A 24,504-nucleotide genomic window follows, 5' to 3' on the forward strand; every position below is an offset into this window, starting at 1 on the left:
CAGCGTTTAATCAGCGAAGACTTCTAGGAGGAAAGCTGATGACGTGGAACCCGCACGCCAACCGGTTGAAGACGTTCGTGCTGCTGGTCGGGATGTCCGCGTTGATCGTCTTCATCGGTGCGCTGTTCCAGAACCGGTCGATCCTGTTCCTGGCGGTGCTGTTCGCCGTCGGCATGAACGTGTACGTCTACTTCAACAGCGACAAGCTGGCGCTGCGGGCCATGCACGCCCAACCGGTGACCGAACTGCAGGCGCCGGTGATGTACCGGATCGTGCGGGAATTGGCCAACACCGCCCACCAGCCGATGCCGCGGCTGTACATCAGCGACACCGCGAACCCGAACGCGTTCGCCACCGGGCGCAACCCGCGCAACGCGGCGGTGTGCTGTACGACCGGCCTGTTGCAGATCCTCAATGAGCGGGAACTGCGGGCGGTTCTGGGTCATGAACTCTCCCATGTCTACAACCGCGATATCCTGATCTCGTGTGTGGCCGGTGCGCTGGCCGCGATCGTCACCGCGCTCGCCAATATCGCCATGTACGCCAGCATGTTCGGCGGCAACCGCCAAGGCGGCCCGAGCCCCTTTGCGTTGCTTCTGGTTTCGTTCCTGGGCCCGATCGCTGCGACGGTCATCCGGATGGCGGTGTCGAGGTCGCGGGAGTATCAGGCCGACCAGTCCGGAGCCGAATTGACCGGCGACCCACTGGCGTTGGCGTCGGCGCTGCGCAAGATCAGCGGCGGGGTGCAGGCGGCGCCGCTGCCGCCCGAGCCGCAGCTGGCCGATCAGGCGCATCTGATGATCGCCAGCCCGTTCCGCGCCGGGGAGAAGATCGGCAAACTGTTCTCCACCCACCCGCCGATCGAGGACCGCATCGCCCGGCTCGAGGCGATGGCCGGCCGCGGTCCGGGCCATTACTACTGAGCCCCGGGGCGCTTACTGCTGAGCCCCGAGGACGTCGCCAACGCCGTGCTCTATCTGGTCTCGGATAAGGGGGGGTGCTAGTCCGGGGAGTCGCTCACCCTGGCCAACGGGATGAACTGAGTTCTGCGACTTTCGCGCTGCGAGAACGGGTGCCGCGGGGTAGCTTGCTAATCGGCGAATCCGGCGAATCCGGCGAATCCGGCGAAGAAGGGCCGACGATGGCAACGATCACCACTTCCGACGGCGTCGAGATCTTCTACCGGGACTGGGGCAGCGGGCAGCCCATCGTGTTCAGTCACGGGTGGCCGCTGACCGCCGACGACTGGGACCCGCAGATGCTGTTCTTCCTCAACGCGGGATACCGCGTGATCGCCCATGACCGGCGCGGGCACGGCCGTTCGTCGCCGGTGCCGGACGGTCACGACATGGACCACTACGCGGACGACCTGGCCGCGCTGGTCGAGCACCTCGGTCTCCGGGATGCGGTGCACGTGGGCCACTCGACCGGCGGGGGGGTCGTGGTGCGCTATCTCGCCCGCCACGGGGAGGAGCGGACCGCCAAAGCCGTGCTCATCGCCGCGGTGCCGCCGTTGATGGTGCGGACCGACGCCAATCCCGGTGGGCTGCCCAAGAGCGTGTTCGACGACTTCCAGGCGCAACTCGCGGCGAACCGCTCGGAGTTCTACCGCGCCCTCGCGTCCGGGCCGTTCTACGGGTTCAACCGCGACGGTGTGGAACCGTCGGAGGCGCTGATCGCCAACTGGTGGCGGCAGGGAATGATGGGCGACGCCAAAGCCCACTACGACGGCATCGTGGCGTTCTCCCAGACCGATTTCACCGAGGACCTCACGAAGATCACCGTCCCGGTCCTGGTGATGCACGGCGACGACGATCAGGTGGTGCCCTACGCCAACTCCGGTCCGCTGACCGCCGAACTGCTCCGGAACGCGAAACTGAAGACCTATCAGGGATTCCCGCACGGCATGATGACCACCCACGCCGAGGTCGTCAACGCCGACATCCTGGAGTTCCTGCGGTCCTGAGGTGCGGTCGGCCGTCACGCTGCGGGCAGCTCATCGCCCCGTTAGGCTGAGCCCCGTGCTGAAGCGTGTGCTCCTCGGGGCGGCTCTTGCCGCCGTCGTCGGTGTGCCCGCCGTCGCGGCCGCCGAACCGGACCGGCCCGGGCCGCCCGACGTCAACGCCTTCGAGCCGGTGAGGTTGTCGGAGTACACCGTCATGGACGGCGCCTGGTTCGCCTTCCGCGGCCCCGCGGGGATCACCTGTGTGCTGCAGCGCAGCGGGGGATACGGGTGCAGCGGGCCGCTCCCGGGAGCACCCGGCGGGGCGAACATGGTCAGCGGCGGGCCCGGGGTTCCGGGTTTCGCCACCACCGACGCCTCGGTGTTCGACGTGGTCGGCGACGCCGAACCGCTGCCCCCGAACTCCCGGATCAGCTATCAGACGGTCAGCTGCGGCACCGACGGCACGATGACCACCTGCGTGGACAGCCGCACCGGGGCCGGCTTCGTGATCGGCCCGGCCGGCAGCCACATCCTGGCGCCGAGCAACCCGCTGCTCAACCGGCGCAACTGAGCTGCGGGATCAGAACCCCGAGCCGTGCACCTCATGGCCGGGCTTCTCGGCCATCAGACCGCGGTAGGCCTGCTCGACGGTGGAACCGTGGTTGACGACGGCGTCCACCTCCCGGGCGATCGGCATGGAGATGCCGTACTCGTCGGCGAACTCCATGATCACGCTGGCGGCCTTCACCCCCTCGGCGACCTGATCCATCGACGCGATGATCTCGTCGATCGGTTTACCGGCACCCAGCTGCTCGCCGACGTGGCGGTTGCGGCTGCGCTTGCTGGTGCAGGTGACGATCAGATCGCCCATGCCGGCCACCCCGGCGAAGGTGTCGCGCTGGCCGCCCATCGCCTCACCGAGCTTCGACATCTCGCGCAGCGCCCGCGCCATCACCATGGCCCGGGTGTTCTCGCCGATGCCCAGTGAGTAGCCCATCCCCACCGCGATCGCGTACACGTTCTTCAGCGCCCCGGCCATCTCCACGCCGACCACATCGTCGGTGGTGTAGGTGCGGAACCGCTTGGTGCGGAACATCCGCGCCAGATATGCGGCCATCTCCTGATCGGGCATCGCCAGCACCGCCGCGGCCGCATATCCCTCCGCCACCTCCCGGGCGATGTTCGGGCCGGCCAGGATGCCGGCCGGATGGCCCGGCAGCACCTCGTTGACGATCTGGCTCATCCGCAGGTTGGTGCCCTGCTCCAGACCTTTCACCAACGACACCACCGGCACCCACGGCCGCAGCTCCCGGGCCAACTCGGTCAGCACGGCCCGGAACCCGTGCGACGGCACTCCCATGACCACCACGTCGGCACTGTTGGCCGCCTCGGAGAAATCCGTGGTGGCGCGTAGGTCGGGTGTGAGCACCACGTCCTCGCCGAGGTAGCGGGAGTTGCGGTGGTTCTCGTTGATGTCGCGGGCGGTCTCCTCGGAGCGCACCCACTGCAGCGTCGGGCCGCGCCGGGCGCAGATGTTGGCGACGGTGGTGCCCCAGGAGCCGCCGCCCAGGACGACGACGGTGGGGGCGCGTTTCGCAGCTGCCATGCGGACCAGATTAGGGCCGGCGACCCTCCGCCCGGGGGCATTTGCCCGTGCGGGGTTCCGTCAGGTCCGGCCCGGGGCCGGGTCCGACGCGTCTCGGCCCCGACTTCGGTTGCGCGGCAGATGCGCAAGCCACTCGTCGATCACCTCGGCGATCAGCGCCGCACCGCGGCTGTTCTGGTGGATGTGATCGGTCGTCAGCGCCAGCCGGCGTCGGCGGGCGAGGGCGTCGAGGTCACCTCCGAGGCCGCGCCGCAACAGCGTCGCGATGAACCCGGCGGGCGTCAGTTCGCGGTACGGCACCGGGTCGACGGGTTCTGACCGCAGCACGTCGACCTGCCGCTCGTGCAGCGGAAGACAGGCGACCCCGGCCGCCCGCGCGACCTCGGCGATCGTCGCGCTGTACTCGGCGGCGACGCGCATCGGGGCGGCGTGCAGCACCTGACCGAGCGCGGGCAGTGACAGCAGCGCGATCTCGGCGTCGGTGTCACGCTGCAGCCGTTCGACGATCCCGGTGAGGCACTCGGCGAACCAGTCCCGGCTCGGTGGCTGCGGAAGTCCCTTGCGCTTCATGGTCTTTGCGATCGGGTAGCCGGGAAGGGCGGCGCGTGCGTCGTTGGTGCCGATCAGCACGGTGATTGCGTCGGCTCCGGTGGCGACGACCGGGTCGAGGCGCTGCAGCAGGTTGTAGGCGAAGTCGCCGTTGACGCCGAACCGCTGCACGGTGAGCGTCTCCGGATGCCGGTGGGTGAGCGGGGCGATGTAGTCGGCGCTGATCTGGGCGCGGGTGATGCTGTCGCCGATACAGGTCAGACGGATCGTCATGGTGTTGTCTCTTTCTGCGTACGCTGGGGCGGGTGAGGGATCCGGCGCGGATCGAGATCGGCGGACATCCGGCGGCGCCGCTGCGGCCGTTCGTCACGGGCTACACGGGATTCGACCTGCGGGGTTTCGAGCCCGGGGTGCACGTCGGCATGCCGTCGCACACGCTGACCGCCGTTCTGACCTTCGGCGAACCACTGGAGATCGACGTGCCGAGCGGGCTGAGCGGCACCAGCGGCCGCTACCCGTCGATGGCGAGTGGTCTTCTGGCCCAGTCGATCTCGATCAGGCACCGGGGCGCTCAGCGCGGCGTGAAGCTGTCGTTCACCCCGCTGGGCGCGCGGATGGTGTTCGGGATGCCCGCGGGCGCGCTCGCCAACTCGGTGGTGCCGCTGTCCGATGTGCTGGCCGACCTGTGGCCCGAACTCGAGGACCGGCTCGGTGCGGCGGCGACGTGGCCGCACCGGTTCCGGGTGCTCGACGACGTGCTCGCGCGCGCCGTCGCCCGGACGATGTGCGCCGGGATGTTCGACGTCCGCCCCGAGGTCGCCGCGGCCTGGCAGCGGCTCGTCGACTCGCGCGGGCAGGTGCGGGTCGGCGACCTGGCGCACGACCTGGGGTGCAGCCGTCGCCACCTGACCGCCCGGTTCCGGGAGGAGTTCGGCCTGACACCCAAGACGCTGGCGCGGATCCTGCGTCTCGAGCAGGCCGTCGGGCTGGTGGCCGCCGCCGGCGCCCCGGCGTGGGCGGAGGTGTCCGCCGCCGCCGGATACGCCGACCAGGCCCACCTGGTGCGCGACTGGCGCAGCTTCACCGGGCGGACGCCGTCCTCCTGGTTCGACGGCGACGTGCTGGTCGACGGCCGTCCCCACGGCTAGGTCCTGGGCCGGTGTTCGCTGCCGGGGCCGGGGGTGATCGTCAGCACCCGGGCCCGACCGTGCATGTCGACGGCGTGCCAGACGCCCGCGGGGTTCACGACCGCGTCGCCGGGGCCGAGGACCACCTCGTCGGCGGTGTCCTCGCTCGGGTCGGGGCCGCGCAGCACCGAGACCTGTCCGGTCAGGCAGACGATCACCTCATCGGCGACGTGGCGTTCCCAGTGGTCGCCGCGGCCCTCGTCCTCGACGACGACCATCAGGCGGCCGTCGGCGCCGTCGTCCGCGGTGGCCGAGACGTAGGCGGACAGGGCCTCGGGGTTCCAGGCGAAGCCGCGAACGGTCCGCACCCGCGGGCCGGGGCCGAGGTGCAGCGGGGTGACGAGCAGGTTCTGGCGTCCGTTGGGGGTTTCGATGGCGATCATGCGGCCATCGTCACAACCGGGCTCCCGGGCGGTCTTGAACAAATGGGAACGCCGGAACCGGCCCGTCAGCCGTCAGCGATAGTTGACGAACTGCAGCGGTACGTCGAGATCGGCCTTCTTCAGCATCGCGATGACGGCCTGCAGATCGTCGCGCTTCTTGGAGCTGACCCGGATCTCGTCGCCCTGGATCTGCGCCTTGACGCCCTTCGGTCCCTCCTCGCGGATCAGCTTGGTGATCTTCTTGGCGTTCTCGGCGCTGATGCCCTGTTTGATGGTGCCGGTCACCTTGAAGGCCTTGCCGCTGGGCTGCGGTTCGCCGGCCTCGAACGCCTTGATCGAGATGTCCCGGCGCACCAGCTTCTCCTTGAAGACATCGACGGCGGCCTTGAGCCGCTCCTCGGTCGAGCTGGTGATCTCGACGGCGTCATCGCCCTTCCACGCGATGCTGGTGTCGGTGCCGCGGAAGTCGAACCTGGTGGCCAGCTCCTTGGCCGCCTGGTTCAACGCGTTGTCGACTTCCTGCCGGTCGACCTTGCTGACCACGTCGAAGCTTGAATCCGCCATGGACCAGCTCCCTCCTCATCGATCCCGTTTTCGTACTCGACCCATACTCGTTGTACCCTGCTAGTCGCGCCAAACTGGTAAGGGTTGGTGCGACACCCCGGCAGGTTGCCCGAGCGGCCAATGGGAGCGGACTGTAAATCCGCCGGCGTAAGCCTACGCAGGTTCGAATCCTGCACCTGCCACAGAGGTCAGAGGCGGCGCTTAGCCTCTCTTAGCTAATTCGGGAAGCTCAGAGTCTCCGCCGTTAGGGCGTCTGCGGCACGGGACACGTGCTCGTCGTGGAGGTGCCCGCAGCGGTCTAAACCCCCGCGGAGGTTTGCGCGGGGTGCGGGCCGCCGGTGGCGACGCCCACGGAAAGTGGCTCGACCACACCAGCGACCCGCAGCACCAGATCAAGTGCTGATCAGTCGTAGATGACGGCCTTGCCGCTACGCCGCAGTTCCTCGAGGCCGTCAATCATGGCCTGCAGCTGTTCGGGGGTGTGGCCGACCCAGTCGGTGACCTCGCCGACGACGCGGACCGGCTCGCGGGTGCGGTAGGAGTGGGTCGGGTTTCCCGGGAACTTCTTGTCGGTGACGTTGGGGTCGTCCTCCAGCGTGCCGGTCGGTTCGACGATGTAGACGCGGCCGGGGCCGTCGCCCCTCGCGAGCTCGGCGGCCGACACCGCGCCGTCGAGTGTAGATCTCGAACGGCTTCGGCGGGTTCGGCAAAGCGGATTCCTCCTGGTCGGGTGCGGTGGACGCACGATTGTGCAGCACCACCCGGGCCTTGCGGCAAGCCCCGGTCCCTGACGTAAAGTGAGAGTGGGACAGACGAAGTGGGACAGACGAAGTGGCCCGCCATCACCCGGACTTTCCGGCTACCGCGTCTCGCTCGACCCGAATCCCCCAAGTCTCACAGCAATGTAACTCTACGCTGAGGCAAGCTGAGAAACAGCCTCCGACGTGCTCAGATGCGTTCTCAGCGCGGACTTGTCGGTGGGCGCCGCTAACGTTCCCTCCGCTCAAGAAAACAGCTAGCGGGGGGAGTCAGGAATGGCTACGCACATGCCTCCGGGGTGGTACCCGGATCCGTCGGGTTCGGGCCGGCAGATGTACTGGGACGGTCAGGGTTGGGCTGCGCCGCAGGCGCCGACCGCCGTCAAGAAGGGCTCAGGCAAGGGCGCAGCGTGGGTGATGGTCGCCGTCGTTCTGCTGATCCTGTTCGGAGTTGGCAAGTGCGGCAGTGGCGATGAGAGCAGTAATTCGACGTCATCGCGCCCATCGACGTCATCCAGGACGGCCCCGGCCTCCGCGACGCCGACGGTCGCACCGGCGGGATCCGCGGTACGCGACGGCAAGTTCGAGTTCCGGGTACTCGATATGCAGCGCGCCGCGCAGGCCGGCGATCCCAGCAACCCGTTCATGATCGCGAAACCGCAGGGAGAGTTCATCATTCTCACTCTGTCGGTGAGGAACATCGGAGATCGGCCGCAGTCGTACTTCGGGTCGAACCAGACCCTGATCGACACGGCCGGCCGCGAGTACGGCGCTGACTCCAAAGCCGACATGTGGATGAACGACGGGATCATGGCAGACATCAATCCCGGCAACGCGATTCAGGTGCGTGTCGCGTTCGACGTCCCGCCGGGCACCCAGCCCGCCGAGCTCGAGGTCCATGACTCGATGTTCTCGGGTGGTGCGAAGGTCAGGCTTCAATGAACCGGCCGAGCGTCACGGGCGTGGCCAGCCTCGGTCTGCTGGTGGCGGGCGCCATCGCGCTGGCGCCCGCCGCGGCGGCCGACGAGACGTGGACCATGCCGAACCTGATCGGTACGGATCTGCAGGGCGCGCAGGACGCCATCCAGTCGCTGACCGACGGCGCGGTGTGGTTCAGCAGCTCAACCGATCTGACAGGAAAGGGGCGGCTGCAGATCATCGACCGCAACTGGACGGTGTGCAGCTCGACCCCGCCGCCCGGCGCGACGTTCACGGCGTCAACGCGCATCGACTTCGGCGTCGTCCGCGACACCGAAGACTGCCCGTAGCCTGATCTGGCTCGTGCCGAGCGAGGACTCACGGCTGTTGAACGTCAGATTTCACAGCCATGAGGTAGTCCGCTTCGTGGTCCTCGGCGATCCGCCTGCCTTGTCAGTGAGGCGGGGCCAGACGCCTGCCGCGTTCAGGACGGTGAGCACGCTGTTGTCGAGTATCGACCGCACCAGGGTGAGCGTCGCTCGCTGGGCCTGCCTGCGCGACACCTGATCGCGTTACCCTCGCCCGACTCATCAGACAAGTCCAGAGGATGGGTGACAGCAACGACTTTCGTTTGGATGACAGCAGCGGCGAGTTTTTCTGGCGGAGGGATGTTCAACCGCCGAACAGGACCAGACCACCGTGAATCACCCCGGCACGTCTGTCAGGTGAGTTGGAGCAGCAGGCGCCTGGTTTACAGGAAGAGCTGCGGCGCATGACTAAGGAGCGGCACGAGGCACTTCGCACTCTAGACGAGATTCGGCAGCTGCCGCCGGGATCCCGACGAACGCTGCTCGAGCGGGATAGCCTCGTTGCAGAACCTCCGCGTGCTTAGCCGGCTCCTCGATTGCGACGAGGCCTACCCGCCTTGTTCTTGATCGTCAGCCCCTGCCAGTCGCTGATCCAGATGGCGCAGAACCGAGGGATTTGCGATCGCCTGCTTCTCCCCATTGCCTACGTGCAGCTCCCAGCGAGGCTTCGCCCGCTCAACCACGACCGTGTGTAGCGGGTCGATCCCTATTAGCATGCCGCGGGTGAACAGCAGGCGCCCGTGGTTGCGTGCTTCCTGCCGAGTGGGCGGCCGCATCGATGCGCACGCATGACACAAGTACGTTCCGGCGGATGGCTCCCGGACACAACGCTTGCAGATCGGCGCTCCGCAGCAGTCGCATGCCACCATGCCGTCGGTACAAGCGCTGCAGCATATCTGGTTGCAGTAGCCGCACATGACGTGTGCCGTTCCGAAGTGCCCTTCTCGGTCGATACCGCCCCAATCCAATGTCTGACGGGTGATGTGGTCCAACCGCCGTGCATCGGTCGACCCTGGCGCCAGCGCGACCTCGTATTTCCACTCCTGTCCGTCCTGGGTGCTCACGGTCTCCACGACCGAAGCGCCGATATCGAGGGTATACCGCTGTGCTGGAGTGATGACTTTTCTTAGTGCGATGCGTAACTCGTCGGGCATCACAAGTAGCGGAGGTGTCATCACCGTGGCGTCAGGACACCACGCGGCCAGAGCTGCTGCCGTTTCGTGATCGGCTCGTGCCGAAGCGGGCTTGAGCTCTCCGCGCGGGGTCACATCGTGGCTGACGCTCGACGCGTTTGCGATGGTAGACAGGCGAATCCGACTGGGATCGGTAAAAGTGCCTACCTCATCCGCGTCAGCGAGGCCCATGGACCGCGACAACAGAGTCGCGGCCGGTGCGTGAGCTGACGCCGCGACTACATACCAATCCGTCCTGCCCGAGATATGCACACCGAGTGCGACCAGTGCCCCCATGCTGACGAGCGCGGCTTCGACCTCCCCGTCCGCGGCGGTCATCCGGACTGCGGGGACTGGATTCCAGCTCTGCGAGATCCACTCCGTCGGACGATCAGGCTCGCGCCATTCAGTGATCGCCTCGTGCTGATTGGGCCCGTCGATCGTCGCCACACTGATACCGGACGGAACGACCGCGACATCGGAGCCCACACGCTCCCACCGGATCACCATCGGTGTTGTTGGAGGTGGATTGAGCGATGCCAGCAGCGGTCGCAGCCTGGCGGGCGCTTTGATCACGGGTTCAGGGCAGGACGACAATGGTGGGAACTGATCTGCGACAGCGGCTGCCAGGTCATCGTCAGGAGTAGGTCGTCCCTCGGGGTCCCGTCCAGCGAGCGTCGCAGCTGACCACGCAGGATAGAACCTGCGATCCGAACGCAAGAGAATTCGAGGCCCCGGGTGTGGTACCTCGGGCTTGAGCAGTTCGACCCTCGGCACCACTGGGAACTTCAGAGCTCGGCTGGCGGCCAGCCGCAATCGATAAGCACTGTCGATCTGCGTTCTGTCGAACGCGACCCACCGGTTCACTGACCCGTCGCGAATGATCGCCTGCTCGCGAGCGCTGCCCCGGTCGATGAGCACCACCGTGGCATCTTCATCGGAAGCGATGAGCAGCGACGCACCCTCGACAGCGAGCGCGTCTGGCAGGGAACGTCGTTCGTCGTCAGTGGCGGGCGCAAGACGGCTACACGCCGGACACGTGTCGCCGATCCTGCATGAGCCACACATGGCCCGGTCGCACATCACGCAAGCGGCGACGTCGGGATCGCGGCCGCAGTCAGGGCACGCGCGATCCCCACAGAGCAGGCACCGGGTCTTCGGCACGGAGTGGACGGAGGCAACGCACCGTCGGCACACCGCATGTGCACAGCCCGGGCACTCCACGGATGCTCGATGTTCGAGCATGTCGCACGCGCGGCACGCCCATGTGTGGCACGCTTCGCACAGGGCGGCTGTTCCAGCCGCATAGAAGTGGCCGTCGCGGCATACCCCGAAATCGCTATGCCGAGCGCCGATGTCATCGAGGTTCGGGCTGAGCGGCTGGCCGTCGAAGGTGCGGTACACATGAGTCGCGGTACCGTGTCCGCGCCAGGTTTCCGTCACCTCCAGGCCATTGCGGATGGCTGCGGTGTAGGAGCGAGCCGCGCGGTCGAGCAAGTCTTTCGCCAAGTCTCGGGGAACCGGTTCAGCTGAGGGAGCTCTGTTGGCGGGCGAAATACCGAGCGCCGCCAGCGATTCCGTGTCAGCCGGTACCACGTCAGTGTCCTTGGTTGTGGGGACCGTGCCTGCAACAACGCGGATCGTCCGGTCAGCGGCTGTGCACTCCGACGGGGCGGGAAAGCTTGTAACGATTTCCTCGATCGAATAGGTCTGCTTGCCGAGTCGCCCACCCGGTGTTCCCAGCGTCTGCAGGTGCTCGTAGCAGCTCACTTGTTCTGCAATCGACGTGCCGTCCGGGCAGGCGACCCAACGACCCACCGAAGCAGAACCCAGTCGTGCATCCACGACTAATGCCTCGTTGCGACGCTCCACGGAGACATGAAGGTCATCGAGCCGTCCCTCGGCGACGAGAGGGTGGTCAACCGATGGTTCGACCCACTGAAGGTCGGTCGAACTGGTGCCGGTCAAGGTCAACGCTTTGTCGTTGGTCACCACGAGTTCTTCGCGGACCAGCCGATCTGTCTCGAGGTAGAGGTCCACAAACTGCGCGCGATGCGTGACAACGACAGCCGGCCGCCGCGGTGGCGGCGCCTCGCGTCGCATCTGTGTCAGGGCCACGCTGAGTCCGAAGTCCTCTTCGCGGGAGACGGGGACTTCAGGGGCGGCCGGAACAGCCTCGACCACATCGAGGTCGAGTGCGGCGTCCAGTGATGAGTCAATGGACAACTCCACCGCTACTGTTCGGCTGGTATGCAGTCGAAGGCGTGTGCTGACTGGCGTCTCGTCACGAACCGTCAGGTCGCGCTTCACCAGCCCACAATCCAGCGGCAGACCGTTCTGGTGTGCGTAGGCACGCAGGCGGGCCATTCGTGGGTCGTCGTAGTCCTGCGCACTAACCAAAACCGCGGGAGGGGAACCATCCGGCCGGACGAGCTCGGCCACTCGCTCGCCGACCCGGACGATATTGCCTCCACCCAGCCTCCACGCGACGAAGAACTCGTCGTCGAGTTCGGGTACGCGCTGCGGGGAGGCACAGGTCCGGCAGAGGCCACCGGTCTCGCGGCGGCACCGCCCGCAGCACCACTGGGCACATACCGCGCACGCTGCGAAGACCGCGTCCTCGCCGCAGGCATCGCACAACGAACGCTCACACGACCCGCACCGGGTGACCTCGGATTCGTCCACCCAGTGCATGTCAGAGCACAGGGCAAGAACTCCAATGGGACCGCCGGTGACGGCGCTTTCGATGATCGGCCGCTCCACGCCCCATTCGTAGGTCAGTGTGGTTTCGTCGCCGCTTGGCCCAGCCCAGGTTTCCTCAACGAGCCAGTCGTCCTCATCGAGCGTCACCGCCAGGACCTTTGCGCGGGCACGGATATCGGGTCGTCTGGTGAGGCGCTTCTCCTCGGTGCGTAGTGCACGTTGAAGTCGAGCGCGCTCGTCACCGCTGCTCTCGGCAATCTGCGCGCGGTAGCCGCTGGTGACTCGTTCCAGTTCCAGCGCTTGTTGCCGCTCGACCTCATCGAGGCGTTCGCGTCGAAGCGACTCAAGCTGCGGGATAGCCGCGCGTTCGAAGCGGGCGATCACCTGAGGTGCGGTGCCGAAGGCTGGAGGCAGTGATTCGCCGTCCTCCAGAGGGCGTCGAGGCAGGAGATGCTCGCGGTGACTGTTGATGTCCGCGGTAATGAGGTGCTCGGTGGTCTCTGCCTCACCGACCGTTGCGCGGAACGTAGCTTGACCGCTCCAGGAGCCGGAGGGGACGAGACGACGGCGAACCAGTCGAATGGAGTCCGAATAGCGGTAAGGAGTGGGGCCGATATCCTCGGGGATCACCGGGACGGTCGCGTGTATATCACCGCGGACGCGCAACAGTCCTAGAAGTTCGTCGAAAACCGGTGACCCGACGGCGCACAACTCCGCCTCCGGGTGGTGCTCCAGACCGAACCGATCGAAGGCCAGGTGCATGGTGGTGCGACCGCCCAGTTCCTGTTCGAATTCCTCACTGAACACCGCGGTGATGAACGCCCCCTCACCATCGCCGGTGTCGTGAATGATGTCCGCGTTCAGGGCCTTCAGGACATTTCGCACCCAGGTCTGGACCCGTCGCTGCCGCATACGCGCACGTCGCGCCACTTCGGGTGCCAACTCGGTGCTGCCGGCCTTGGTGAGCCCCTTGCGGTGCTCGAACGCCCCGGCCATCCACTTGCTGACGTCCCGGTCAGCGGCGATCAGCTCGGACGCCTTCTCCCGCGCCTGAACCAGTTCCATGCCGAGTTGGTCCAGCAGAGCGTTCATCTTGGTGTCGTTCTCGGCGAACAGCGCCTCCATGACGCGCGATTCGAAGCTCGCGGACTTTGATTCATCCAGTTCGCCGAGAATGGTTGTGACCTGGCCGAACAACAGCTCGAACATACGGAGCTTTTCGGCGAGCAGCCAGAAGACCTTCTCGTCGATCGTGTTCTGGGCATACAGGTTCGCGACGAAGACTTCATCCTTAGGCTGGGTCAATCGGTCCACGCGGCCAATCCGCTGCTCGACCCGCATGGGATTCCAGGGAAGGTCGTAGTTCAGGACGCAGTTACAGAACTGCAGATCTTGTCCTTCGGCGCCCGCATCGGTCGAGATCATGATCGGGGCTTCGCCGGAGCGGAACGCGGCGATCGTCTTGGCGCGCTCAGTCGCTGACATCGATCCGTGGAAGGACCGCGCTGTAAGCCCCTCGGCCTCCAGGCGCCGCAGCAGTCCCGTGACGGTGTCGGTGTGCTGGGTGAAGATCAGCACTCGCCCGTGTTCGCGCAGCCAGTTACGGGTGATCTCCAGTGCGCGGTCCTCGCGGGCCGACGTCTTGATATCCATCGCGAGGTGGCCGATCTCGCGGAGGACCTTGCGAACGCGCGAATCGGGATGACGGTCGGCCATCCGTAGTGCGGTCGTGCCCATGGAGAACGGGCTCGCTGTCAACCGAAGGGCAAGACTTCGCCGCCGCATCGCATCACTCGGGTCGCGCATCACCTTGCGAAGAAGTTCGGTTGCCAGCGCGTAGAGTTCCTGCTCCCGACTGCCGAGTGTGATGGCCTCGTTGACGGCACGACGCACAACGCGATCGACACCGGCCTGCGCTCGCGTTGTCCGGACCATCACGCTGCTGATGAGACGGCGAAGTCCGGCGGGATCAGCGGGGGTGCGGGTGTCGTATGGCGACATGAACTGTCGTCTGAAATCGCTGGCGGAGGTGAACGTCCCGGGGCGGAGAAGCTCGACAAGCCGGTAGAGCTCAAGTAGATCGTTCTGAACTGGCGTGGCGGTGAGAAAGAACGCATACCGGCACGCAGTAGTCAAGGATGTGATGAGGATACGGGTCTTAACGGAGTGGGATCCGGCCGCACGGTGTGCTTCGTCGAGAATGACGATGTCCCATGGCTTTCTCGTGAGTTTGTCTATGTTGCTGCGGGCGAGCTGCAAGCTCATGATCAGCTTGTCCTGCTTCTGGATCTCGGGCCCGCGAGTGGCGACCTCGAAGTTGAGGTCGAACTTGTGCCCCATCTCCTCACGCCACTGCTCACGCAATGGGGCAGGACAAAGGATGAGAACCCGTTTGGCGAGACCGCGGAGTGTTAGCTCCTTGACAGCGAGGCCAGCTTCGATGGTCTTACCCAGGCCGACCTCATCTGCGAGAATGGCTCGTCCTCGTAAGCGCGACAATGCATGTCGGGCCACCGCCTCTTGATGCGGCATCTTGTCGACGTTGGAAACGTCGACGGATAGGAGCTCTTCGAAGTCGTCGAGCGTGGCTAGTTTCTCGCCCTGCCTCCGCAGTTCGACAAGCTCTCGAGTATCGAAACCAGCGGCCTTGAGCTGTTCGGAGAGAAGCTCGCGTGCCTCGGTGAGAAAGCCGATCGTCGGGGTCGAACGCTGCCCCCAGTCGTAATCGGAATCGGCGTGGAACTGGCGGTCAACCGTGGCGCGGCGCCGCTGAGTCTTGGCCTTTCTTGAAGACGTGACACGTGGTGGAGGGGGAGGGGGAACTGTAATCGTGAACTGTGTTCCCGGCGGCAGCAGCTGCAGTCTGTAGATATCGTCAACGCGTCGCAACCGTAGAAGTCCGTTGACCTGTCCGTAATCTTGCAGCCGTTCCGCAAGGAAGTCGCCGCTGAGGACGCGACCACGACCGGTCCATTGCGCAGTGAAGGCCTCCCCTTCGAGCTCCAGCTCAACCGTCGTGCTGTGCTGGGGGAGTTCGAGGCTTTGACACTCCTTCTCGGTGAGCGTGAGCTCACCGGTTTCCAGGAGTTGTTCTGTAAGTCGCTTTTCAATCATTGCGGCTCCGGAATGCCAAGAGTCTGTTCACCGAGCGGGGTGAGAGCAAGGGACTGGTACGGCATCTGGGTGCTCTCTCGGACCACAGTGCGCCGCTCTACCAGCCCTTGCCCGATCAGTTTGTCGACAGCTTGATCCCAGCGCTTCTCCCCGTTGCGAACGTGGCGGAGGGCGCCGAACTGCGGGCAGTTGAGCACACCTGCGCCCAACGGGCGGTTATCGCCCAGCGATTCTCTGCCCAACACTGCAGCCTTCAGACTTGCTTCGCCATACGCTCCACGACGGAATGCGGACGCCCATGCGATCGCCTGAAGGGCCGTGAGTTCAGCGTTGACGAGTAGCTCGGGATCAGCCACCTTATGATCCGGTATTGCCGACCACGGCGCCGGTTCTCCACTGCAGACGTCGCACAGCTCGACGTCACGGCTCTTGCAGTCTTCGACTGCGTCACCAAAGTGATCCCCGATGACCGTGCGCCGGCACCGCGTGTCATCGGTGGCGTAATCGATCATTGCCTGCAGCCGCCGCTTCTGCCACCACTTCCAGCGGGCGGACTCACCCTCCAGCGCGTCACGTGGGGCCACCCGTGTCAGCAACTGGACGCGACGCAGGCGCCGGGAGCTGGAGAAGGTTATGAGTCGATCCAGCGACCAATTGATCAGCTGTTGCTCGAGTTCATCGGGGTCATACCCGCGCTCGTCCTTCAGCTGCTGAAAGTCCAGCTGAATTCGCACGTTGGGGCGCGCCCGGTGGTCCTTGTAGAAGAGTTCGCGGTACAGGCGGCGTTCGTTCTCGTCTTCCGGTTCACGGAATCCAACATCGACGGTCCCGCGTGCCGAACAATCAAGTCCCTGTTTGATGGCGCGGACACGCTCCAGTTGCGCCAGATGCACGTTGAGCTCGTCGTCATCGATACCGAGCTCATCGGCGATCTCGTCGATGTCGAACACTCGATAGTCACTGCGCTCCGGACAGCTCCATAATGTTGTCAGGAGCTGTTGCGTGATGTCTGCGTCGGCCTTGGTGCTGTGGGCGTCGATCAGTCGGCGGCGACGGGCGATGTCAGCGTCGGTGTACAGCAGGAGGCACTCACCTGTGAGGTCCCGGGAGCGTGCCGCACGGCCGGACTCTTGGGCGTAGCCGTCGAGGGAGTCCGGCAGGTCGTAGTGCACAACCCATCCGATGTTCGGCTTGTTGATGCCCATACCGAAGGCTTTGGTGGCAACGATAATTCGAGTGGTGTCTGAGTCGAAGTCTTCCTGAACAGCGTCGCGCTGCTCAGGCACCATACCGGCGTGGTACGCCCGAGCGGCGTGGCCCGCACGACGCAGCAGTGCGGCGATTTCTTCGGCGAGGGCGCGTTTGGACACATAGACGATGCCGGGCTGGTCCGCCGCCCACGTCACAAAGCGCAGAAGTTCTCTGGCGCGGTCGCGTTCGTCAGCTCTCTTGATCACGCGCAGGCGAAGGTTCGGACGGTCACTGGGCTCGCGGATTGACGTCGGGTCCACCATTTCCATCGCGTGGGTGATGTCGTGCTCGACCTCGGGGGTTGCCGTCGCCGTGAGGCCGGCCCGCGGCGGCCTGGTGTCGAAACTGGCTACCGATGCGGGCACTTGGCGGAACTCTGGACGAAAGTCGTGCCCCCACACCGAGATACAGTGCGCTTCGTCGACGACGACCCGATTAAGCTGCTGGCGGCCCAGTGCGCCACGCAAGACGGGGTCGCGGGCAAGTCGTTCGGGGGATACATAGAGCAACCGAACTTGGCCGTTCGCGGTATCACGCAGAATTTCGGTTTGCACTACACGCGATGTTGTGCCGGTAATGCCGTGCACAGGTCGGATTCCTCGGCGGCCCCGAAGGTCGTTGACCTGATCTTTGATCAGCGCGATGAGCGGCGAGACTACGACGGTCGCGCGGTCCTGCGGCGCGAGCAACGCCGGCAGTTGAAAGCAGATCGACTTGCCGAAGCCGGTGGGAAGGACTGCGACGACGTCCTTACCGTCGATGATGGCGCGCATGACGTCGAGCTGTTTCGGGTGCAGTTTGGTGATACCGAAAAGTTTTTCGGCGGCTTCTGTGAGTTTTGCGGTTGGGTCCTCACCTTCGACGAGTCGGAGCTCTTCGAGAAGCTGGGACACATCATCGCGGCCGAAGGAGATCGCATTCGACAGGTCGGGTGGTTCCCCGGTGACGAACTCAATGGCACGGGTCCACGCGTCATCTCGGTCGATGGCTTCGTATATCGCCGGGCCCGGCAGTGAATTGAGGATGACGTGCTGCGCCTGGGTGGGTGAGTGCAGCCGGCGGTCACAGACAAGAGCTGCGCCCCTGTCGTTTTCGGACCGGATGAGCCGGCCGAACCCCTGTGTGAAGAGCATGGCTGTCATCGGCAAGACGTAGTCACGGAACGGATCGCCGCCCCATTCGGCAATAGCGCGACTACGAGCCGACACGAGTGGATCGTCGGGGTGGGGGTACGGCGGCTTCTCGAGGAACAAGTACGAGAGCGTTTCACCTGGAGCGTCAAAACCCTCCCAATACGACTTCAAGCCATACAGGACGGTTCCCGGTTCGGTCTTGAATCGGTGCGCGATTTGGGATCGGCCCAACTCACCTTGAACGAGGAGCTCGACGCCACGAGCCGCGAGTTCGTCTTTCTTAGTGCGTACGCCTTCGGCCACGGCCTCCATTCGCCTCCGGGAGGCGAACAGCGTGAGGGTCTTGCCCCCGGATAGGGACAGAAAGCCGGCCTGGTCTGCTGCCATCTCCTCACAGAACTCGCGCTCATTCACCGGAACCGGGACCGGTAAGTGGTTCGTGAGCACCACCAGGGACTGGTTCTGGTAGTCGAACGGCGAGTGCAGGCGCAGGGCACGGAACGCGTCGTCGTCCGCGGGGTCTTCTTCGATCCGGATGCCCAGCCGTGAAGCTAGATAGTCGAATCTGTGCTCGACAGTCAGCGTTGCCGAGCAGAGCACCGTCGAGTGTGTGTGATCCACGACGTGCTGCTTGAACTCTGGAAACACGTGAATGGGCAGACGTTCGTAGACCCACGCAGCCGGATCATCCTCTTCGGCAGCGAGGCGGTACACCCAGCGATGGGTGTCAGGGAGCGTGCCTACGGTCTCTAAGAGGTCAATGGCGTTGTTTAGCCGCTCGGCGTACCCGCGGAGCCGCTGTAGGGCAGACTTGAGGCCGTCGACCTCGTAGAGCGAATTACGGAGTGCCTTAACAGCTTTAGCCAGTTGGATCAGCGAGTAGCGGACGGCGGAAGCGGCTTGGCGGAGTGTTCTGAACTCTGGGCGATTGTCGACGACGCCGGACTGAAGTACCACGCCGTCGGACTGGCCCGCGTATTCGTGCAGATAGGTGACGATCGCGTCGGTGAGTTCCTGTCCTGTGGAGCGCACTTGACCCGATGCTGTCGTGATTGCCTGGATGGCCTCCTCTGTTTCCGGATTACCGGATGCGCGTTTGCGGATGTCGCGGATGAGGCGCGAGCGTCTGGCGAGGCTGTTGACGAGGATCTCGAGTTCGAGAGCGTCGATCTGCTCGGTCCATGCGGCGGTCAGTGAGTCCTCGAGTGCGTGAGCCTCGTCGAAGACCAGGTCGGCGCGGCCCTGCGCAAGGACGTCTCCGGGGGCTGGGATGCCTTGTTGTTCAAGTTTGATCCAGCTCGCGATCAGTGCGTGGTTGACTGATACGACGCCCGGCGTCTTGTCGAGCCCCCTCAGCTGTTGCATGAGGGGACAGAGGGACGCCCATGCGCAGTTCCTGCGGTCGCATCCGCCTGAGCTCGTGCGGAGCCGGCCGCGGGTCTGGGCGTAGCGGGCATCTGAGTTCCGCAGGGTGAAGTCCGTGACGTCGTCCCAGGTGCCTGAAGGGGAGGAAGCGAGGGCGCGGATGGCGACCGCGATGGCCAGGCCGGATGCGTCAGCATCGGACAGCACACCCTCTAGTTCGCGGGCGCATACGTAGTTGCCGACGCCTTGAAGCTGGCGGAAGGGGGCCCGAAGCAGTCCGTCGTCGTGAAGGCGGGTTGCGTCGGCGCGGAGCTGATTCTGCAGAGCCTTGGTCGCGGTCGCGACTATCACCGGCCTGCCGGCCTGGGATGCCCGCCCCAGGGCAGGAAGGAGGTAGGCGAGGGACTTACCGGTGCCGGTCGGTGCTTCGACGGCGAGGCGTCCGCCGTGATCGAACACGGCGCCGACGGCGTGCGCCATCTCTTGTTGTTGCGGTCGAGGATGCAGCCCGCGCTTCTGATGAAGCACAGGAAAGTCGTTGCGGGCTGCCGAGCGCGCGTCGGGAGCAGGTGACCCGGTCGCCGTCAGCAAGGGGTCGGTGGGGCGGCTAAGGGCCGACAGGTCTGGCGGCTCTGTGAGCGGTGGGAAGAGCTTGACCAGGGGATGGTTGAAGGTCTCCAACGCGGCGATCGCCAACTGCCAGCTCGTCTCGGCCATGTCGACGGCCGCGAGCATCTTTCGGATCGCCGCGGCAGTCGCGGTCGCGTCCGCGAGCGCGCGGTGCGGCTCATCGTTGCTGAGCTGGTAGTGGAGGAGCAGGTCGGCGAGCTGGCGATTCGGCAATGCGACGTCGACCAGCAACGATAGATGAATGCTGTCAGCCGCGGACCGGAGATCGAGAGCAGGGATGCCGGCGCGCCGGGCGGCTGTCTCGAGAAATGGCAGGTCGAAGCCCAGCAGGTTGTGGCCGACGACTAGGTCGACGTTTTCAAGCTGCCTCGATAGGGCGGCGATGGCATCGCCAACGGGTATCGGTTCGCTGCGCGCCATGGCGGGTCGAGGGACGCCATCCGGGAGCTGCACCGTCAGGTCCAGGAGGGGCGTGCCGTCCAGCCGCACGAGCGCGACCTCTGTGATGAAGTCGTGTGTCCGGTTCAAGCCGGTCGTCTCGATGTCGAGGACAGCGATTCGGCCAGGTTCGGGGCGGTCCGGCTGTGGTCTATACCAGTTTTCGTCATCAGACCGGGTTTCGGGCTGATCAGGCTCGTTCTCAGACGTCGCGGTAGCGATAGTCAGGAGGCCGTCAGGCGTCGTGTGGAATCGGTGGGGGAACCTGTCGGACAGTTGCTGGAGCCGTTCGACCGGTAGAGCGAAGCCCTGTGGCCGTATGCGCTCACGAAGCTCGGAGGCGGCGAGCGGGCCATGCTCAGCGAGAATCCGGTAAGAAGCCTCGGCCGCGGGTGGCAGAGGACGATTCGTGGAGCTCATCGGGAGTCCGTGAGCGCAGCCATCAGCGCCCCGCGAGGCTGTGCGGAACAGCTAGCGACCAGCACCGGAACCCCCACCTCATGGCGACTCAGATATCTGTCGCAGAGGTTAATACTATTGGTCTGATGAGACGAGCTTAATTGTCCAGCAAACATCGCTTGGAGTCTAGATGCTGTCGATGGCGCCTAGGACGGAGTCTGTGATCCAAGATAGCTGATGCCGAGGCATGTCAGCCTGATCGGCTAGTCTCCGGATCGTGGATGCAGGGCTATACGAATCCGTCATCACTCAACGCCTGCAGCGCCAGTTGGAGACACTCAGGGAGCGGAGTGCCCAGCTCACTCCCCAGCTCACTGAGGTCGACGAGGCCGAGGAGGCGTTGACGCTCGCGCGGCACCTGATGCCGGTAATTGAGCGTTCACTTCGATGTGCCCGCGGGGCGGAGGACCGCGCTCGACTAATCGAGAAGCTTCTCGCTGCCCTGGGTGATCCGGATGCCCTTGCCGAAGCAGTTCACCAACTAGACCCTGGGAAGATTCATCGTCTCGATGCGGTGACCCCTGTAGCGCTCGGGACGACCCACATCCCACGTCCGACCACGCCCTTGTCCGACGCGGCATTGATGACGAATGCGCGAGATGAGCCCACGCTTGCAGCCGAGCTTCGTGCTGAACTCGCGAGTGCAGACCACGTTGACTTGCTCTGTGCCTTCGTGAAGTGGCACGGTCTCCGGTTACTGGAGCGCGAGCTCACCGAGCTCAAAGAGCGAGGCATCCCTCTTCGTGTCATTACGACTACATATATGGGCGCCACCGACGCGCGGGCGCTGGATGCCTTGGTCAATGAGTTCGGAGCCGAGGTTCGAGTCAATTATGAAACCGATCGAACTCGGCTTCATGCGAAGGCCTGGCTTCTCCGCCGCAACACGGGTTTCCACACCGCCTACGTAGGCTCCTCGAACTTGTCCCACGCCGCCCTCGTCGACGGGTTGGAATGGAATGTTCGGCTTTCTGCGGTGTCCACGCCGCATCTCTTGGAGAAATTCCGGGCGACTTTCGACTCGTACTGGGAGAACCGCGAGTTCGAGAGTTACAGGCCCTGCGAGGATGGCGACAAGCTGCGAAATGCGCTGGACGTCGCTTCGGGCAAGAAACCCCGCGACCCGCTGAGGGTCACGCTGTCTGGCTTGGAGGTAACGGCGAAGCCCTACCAGGCTGAACTACTGGAGCAACTCGAGGCAGAACGTGTGCTGCACGATCGGCATCGCAACCTTCTCGTCGCTGCTACTGGTACAGGCAAGACGGTGATCGCCGCGTTAGACTACCGGCGGCTCGTGCGCGAAGTGCATGGTCGCGATCTCTCCTTGCTGTTTGTGGCGCACCGAAAAGAGATCCTGCAGCAGGCTCGCCGGATGTATCAGGAGGTGCTAACCGATCCGACGTTTGGCGAGTTGCTGGTCGACGGCGAGCAGCCCGCACGTTGGCGACACGTCTTCGCAAGCATTCAATCCCTGAACTCAGAGCGTCTTTCCACGATCGACCCGGAGCACTTCGACGTCGTTGTTGTCGACGAGTTCCATCATGCGCAGGCCGCGTCGTATCGGCGGCTGCTCGACCACATACGGCCAATTGAGTTGCTCGGGCTGACGGCCACCCCGGAACGGGGCGACGGAGTGGACGTACGCCAGTTCTTCGGTGGGCGGGTTGCTGCGGAGCTGCGACTCTGGGATGCGCTGGAACAAAACCTGTTATGCCCTTTCCACTATTTCGGCATCTATGACGGCACGGACCTGGAGGCGTTGCAGTGGAAGCGCGGGCGTTATGACCTTGACGAGTTGGACCGCGTCTACACCGGCAACGACGCACGAACGCGAATCATCCTGAAAGAAGTACGCGACAAAATCGCCGACGTCGGAGCGATGCGTGCTCTCGGCTTCTGCGTCAGCGTCGAGCACGCGCGGTACATGGCGAAGAGGTTCGTCGAGGCAGGAATTCCTGCCCGGTCTGTCGTAGGTCTTGACGACAGCCGCGAGCGTCGAGAGGCGCTCGCGGCGCTGCAAAGCAGGGAGATAAACGCACTCTTCACAGTCGATCTGTTCAACGAGGGGTTAGATATCCCGATGGTGGACACCGTGTTGTTTCTGCGGCCCACCGAGAGCGCCACGGTCTTCCTGCAACAACTGGGTCGTGGGTTACGGCTTGCGCCAGGCAAGACCGTGCTCACAGCGCTGGACTTCGTGGGTCATCACCGACGTGAGTTCCGGTTTGATCAGCGTTTCCGCGCGCTAACTGGGTTGAGCCGCAAGCGGCTGGAGAAGCAAGTGCAGGAAGGTTTTCCGTTCCTGCCGTCCGGAAGCCAGATCGTGCTGGATGAGGTGGCGCAGAAGATTGTGCTGGAGAATGTGCGCCAGCAGGTCTCACCGAAGAAGTCGGTGCTGGTCTCAGAGATTCGTAGCCACCCGGACGATAGGCTGGCGTCCTACCTCGAGGAGTCGGGTCGTGGACTCGACGATATCCTGCGCCCCAATCGCTCCTGGACGACGTTGTGTCGTGATGCTGGCAAGCTCGCTGAGCAACCCGGACCTCGTGAGGCAGAGTTGGTGAAGCGGCTTAAAGCGCTGGCGCATGTGGATGACAGGAAGCGTGCAGACGCGTATCGAAGGTTGCTTGCCAGCGATGTGAGATCCGACAGCCTGGCGGAGCGGCGGTTGGCAGACATGCTCTTTTACTCGCTCTACCCGGATGGGGGCGGGTTTGAGGCCGCAGCGGACGGCTTCGATGAAGTACGACGCGAAATTGTGGTGGCGGAGATGCGCCAAATTATCGATATTGCCTTCGATGCGGCGCACCGTCGCACCAGCGAGCTTGGCGAGGTCATACCGGAGTTGCGCGACGTTCCATTAGCGCTCCACGCGACCTATTCGCGGGAGGAAATCCTAGCGGCGCTGGGTTGGGTATCGCCGGGACGGAAGCCCTCGACGATGCGTGAAGGCGTGGCATGGTGCCCGGAAGTCAACGCAGACGCGTTCCTCATCACGCTGAAGAAATCGGATACCGAGTACTCGCCGACGACCATGTACCGCGACTTCGCGCTAAGTCCGGACCTCTTCCATTGGGAGTCACAGTCGACGACCACAGCAAGCTCGCCGACCGGACAGCGCTACATCCATCACCGGGAGCGTGGGTCCCATGTGCTGCTTTTTGTGCGGGAGGCCAAGAAAGGCGCGTTTGGTGATGGGGCGCCTTACATCTTCCTCGGGCCCGCGGATTACGTGTCGCACGAAGGCGACCGTCCGATGGCGATCACCTGGCGGCTCCGCCGGCCGATGCCGACAGAGGTGTACTTAGGGGCGCGGGCTGCGGTTGCGTAGGACTGCTTGCCGGCGCAGCTACTCGTGTGTACCTCGGGTGGGACGCGGGGGGTGAGTGCCCGGTTCCCGCGGTCCTCGTACTGGCAATGGTGAGGTCGGATGGGTTGAAGCGTCGCTCGCACGGATTGAGGATCGATGTGATAATCCCGAGCCGCCGTTCGCGGAAAACGTCCTGCTGCCCACCGGCTACTCCTGCGCGCTGCCCGAACCGCCGCGGGGGAGTGCTGGCGATGGCATTGCACGCGTTCAACCTGGCCATCACTCAGCGCCTCGCCGTCGACAACACCCGGTTCGAGGAGTCGATCGAGCTGCGCGGCATCCCGCAACCGTGCCCGATCGCGATATCGCCGACGGACTTCCCCCACTCCGCCGAGCTGATCGCCCGGTCGGAGACATTGGCCCGCAAGTGGCTGTCGACGCCGCATCCGGCGACGGGGCAGGCCGCAATGCTGGCACCGCACTGTCACGGCCCGAACCGGGCGTGACCGCCGCGCCGTAGGCCCGGAACGCGTTTCCGCAGGTCAACGCCTTCTCGATATCCCGGTGGCGTGCCTCACCACCGGTTGGTCAGGGTGTGCTGGGCCACCTGTCCCCCAAAGGGGACTGATATTTCTGTGATGCACTTCATAG

The 24,504-nt window shown here is 64.8% G+C and carries 14 protein-coding genes, 1 tRNA gene and 1 pseudogene; 9 read left to right on the forward strand and 7 right to left on the reverse strand.

What is annotated here, in order from left to right; all coding sequences use genetic code 11:
- The first annotated feature begins 38 nt into the window (after window positions 1-38).
- The 3 genes from htpX (at window position 39) to CKW28_RS03370 (ending at window position 2,516) form a co-directional block, all read left to right on the forward strand.
- A complete protein-coding gene (gene htpX / locus CKW28_RS03360; RefSeq protein ID WP_003926465.1) occupies window positions 39-923 on the forward strand; it encodes a zinc metalloprotease HtpX in 885 nt (294 codons plus the stop codon).
- 218 nt (window positions 924-1,141) lie between these two features.
- Entirely contained in the window at window positions 1,142-1,966 is an 825-nt protein-coding gene (locus CKW28_RS03365; RefSeq protein WP_003926464.1) for an alpha/beta fold hydrolase, read from the forward strand.
- A gap of 55 nt (window positions 1,967-2,021) precedes the next feature.
- Window positions 2,022-2,516: a hypothetical protein gene (locus CKW28_RS03370; protein ID WP_003926463.1), complete on the forward strand. Its 495-nt coding sequence runs from the start codon at window positions 2,022-2,024 to the stop codon at window positions 2,514-2,516.
- Between the two features lie 9 nt (window positions 2,517-2,525).
- On the opposite strand, the gene CKW28_RS03375 is transcribed toward CKW28_RS03370, so the two are convergent.
- Together CKW28_RS03375 and CKW28_RS03380 are read right to left on the reverse strand one after the other, a co-directional pair.
- Window positions 2,526-3,551, reverse strand: coding sequence for an NAD(P)H-dependent glycerol-3-phosphate dehydrogenase (locus CKW28_RS03375; RefSeq protein ID WP_003926462.1), 1,026 nt, complete (start codon window positions 3,549-3,551; stop codon window positions 2,526-2,528).
- Window positions 3,552-3,611: 60 nt separating this feature from the next.
- Window positions 3,612-4,373, reverse strand: a complete 762-nt coding sequence (locus tag CKW28_RS03380) for an SGNH/GDSL hydrolase family protein (protein ID WP_003926461.1) — start codon at window positions 4,371-4,373, stop codon at window positions 3,612-3,614.
- Between the two features lie 32 nt (window positions 4,374-4,405).
- Between CKW28_RS03380 and CKW28_RS03385 the strand changes: the two genes are divergently transcribed.
- Entirely contained in the window at window positions 4,406-5,248 is an 843-nt protein-coding gene (locus tag CKW28_RS03385) for a helix-turn-helix domain-containing protein (protein WP_003926460.1), read from the forward strand.
- Here the strand turns inward: CKW28_RS03385 and CKW28_RS03390 are convergent.
- Window positions 5,245-5,670 carry a cupin domain-containing protein gene (locus tag CKW28_RS03390; RefSeq protein WP_040547701.1) on the reverse strand — a complete coding sequence of 142 codons (426 nt, stop codon included), beginning with the start codon at window positions 5,668-5,670 and terminating at the stop codon, window positions 5,245-5,247. The genes CKW28_RS03385 and CKW28_RS03390 overlap by 4 nt on opposite strands.
- Before the next feature lie 72 nt (window positions 5,671-5,742).
- The gene (locus CKW28_RS03395; protein WP_003926458.1) at window positions 5,743-6,234 is read right to left on the reverse strand and encodes a YajQ family cyclic di-GMP-binding protein; all 492 of its coding nucleotides are present in this window, start codon (window positions 6,232-6,234) and stop codon (window positions 5,743-5,745) included.
- A gap of 99 nt (window positions 6,235-6,333) precedes the next feature.
- On the opposite strand from CKW28_RS03395, the gene CKW28_RS03400 reads away from it, so the two are divergent.
- Window positions 6,334-6,416: transfer RNA gene (locus CKW28_RS03400), tRNA-Tyr, on the forward strand.
- Between the two features lie 221 nt (window positions 6,417-6,637).
- Here CKW28_RS03400 and arr read toward each other — a convergent pair.
- Window positions 6,638-6,913 (reverse strand): annotated as a pseudogene (gene arr, locus CKW28_RS03405) (NAD(+)--rifampin ADP-ribosyltransferase); the annotation flags it as partial.
- 355 nt (window positions 6,914-7,268) lie between these two features.
- Here arr and CKW28_RS03410 point away from each other — a divergent pair.
- Both CKW28_RS03410 and CKW28_RS03415 read left to right on the forward strand, forming a co-directional pair.
- The gene (locus CKW28_RS03410) at window positions 7,269-7,934 is read left to right on the forward strand and encodes a DUF4352 domain-containing protein (protein ID WP_040547208.1); all 666 of its coding nucleotides are present in this window, start codon (window positions 7,269-7,271) and stop codon (window positions 7,932-7,934) included.
- A 20-nt stretch (window positions 7,935-7,954) separates the two neighbouring features.
- The gene (locus CKW28_RS03415) at window positions 7,955-8,260 is read left to right on the forward strand and encodes a hypothetical protein (protein ID WP_234784998.1); all 306 of its coding nucleotides are present in this window, start codon (window positions 7,955-7,957) and stop codon (window positions 8,258-8,260) included.
- A 566-nt stretch (window positions 8,261-8,826) separates the two neighbouring features.
- Here the strand turns inward: CKW28_RS03415 and CKW28_RS03425 are convergent.
- Together CKW28_RS03425 and CKW28_RS03430 are read right to left on the reverse strand one after the other, a co-directional pair.
- Entirely contained in the window at window positions 8,827-15,267 is a 6,441-nt protein-coding gene (locus CKW28_RS03425; RefSeq protein WP_003926453.1) for a DEAD/DEAH box helicase, read from the reverse strand.
- The gene (locus tag CKW28_RS03430; protein ID WP_003926452.1) at window positions 15,264-20,504 is read right to left on the reverse strand and encodes a RecQ family ATP-dependent DNA helicase; all 5,241 of its coding nucleotides are present in this window, start codon (window positions 20,502-20,504) and stop codon (window positions 15,264-15,266) included. Before CKW28_RS03430 ends, CKW28_RS03425 begins: the two co-directional genes overlap by 4 nt.
- Window positions 20,505-20,760: 256 nt before the next feature.
- Here CKW28_RS03430 and CKW28_RS03435 point away from each other — a divergent pair, with 256 nt between their 5' ends.
- Together CKW28_RS03435 and CKW28_RS03440 are read left to right on the forward strand one after the other, a co-directional pair.
- Complete coding sequence (locus tag CKW28_RS03435) at window positions 20,761-23,874, forward strand: DEAD/DEAH box helicase (protein WP_003926451.1); 3,114 nt, start codon at window positions 20,761-20,763, stop codon at window positions 23,872-23,874.
- A 230-nt stretch (window positions 23,875-24,104) separates the two neighbouring features.
- A complete protein-coding gene (locus CKW28_RS03440; protein WP_131588054.1) occupies window positions 24,105-24,359 on the forward strand; it encodes a hypothetical protein in 255 nt (84 codons plus the stop codon).
- Window positions 24,360-24,504: the final 145 nt, after the last annotated feature.

Source organism: Mycolicibacterium thermoresistibile, from assembly GCF_900187065.1.
GTDB classification, from domain to species: domain Bacteria; phylum Actinomycetota; class Actinomycetes; order Mycobacteriales; family Mycobacteriaceae; genus Mycobacterium; species Mycobacterium thermoresistibile.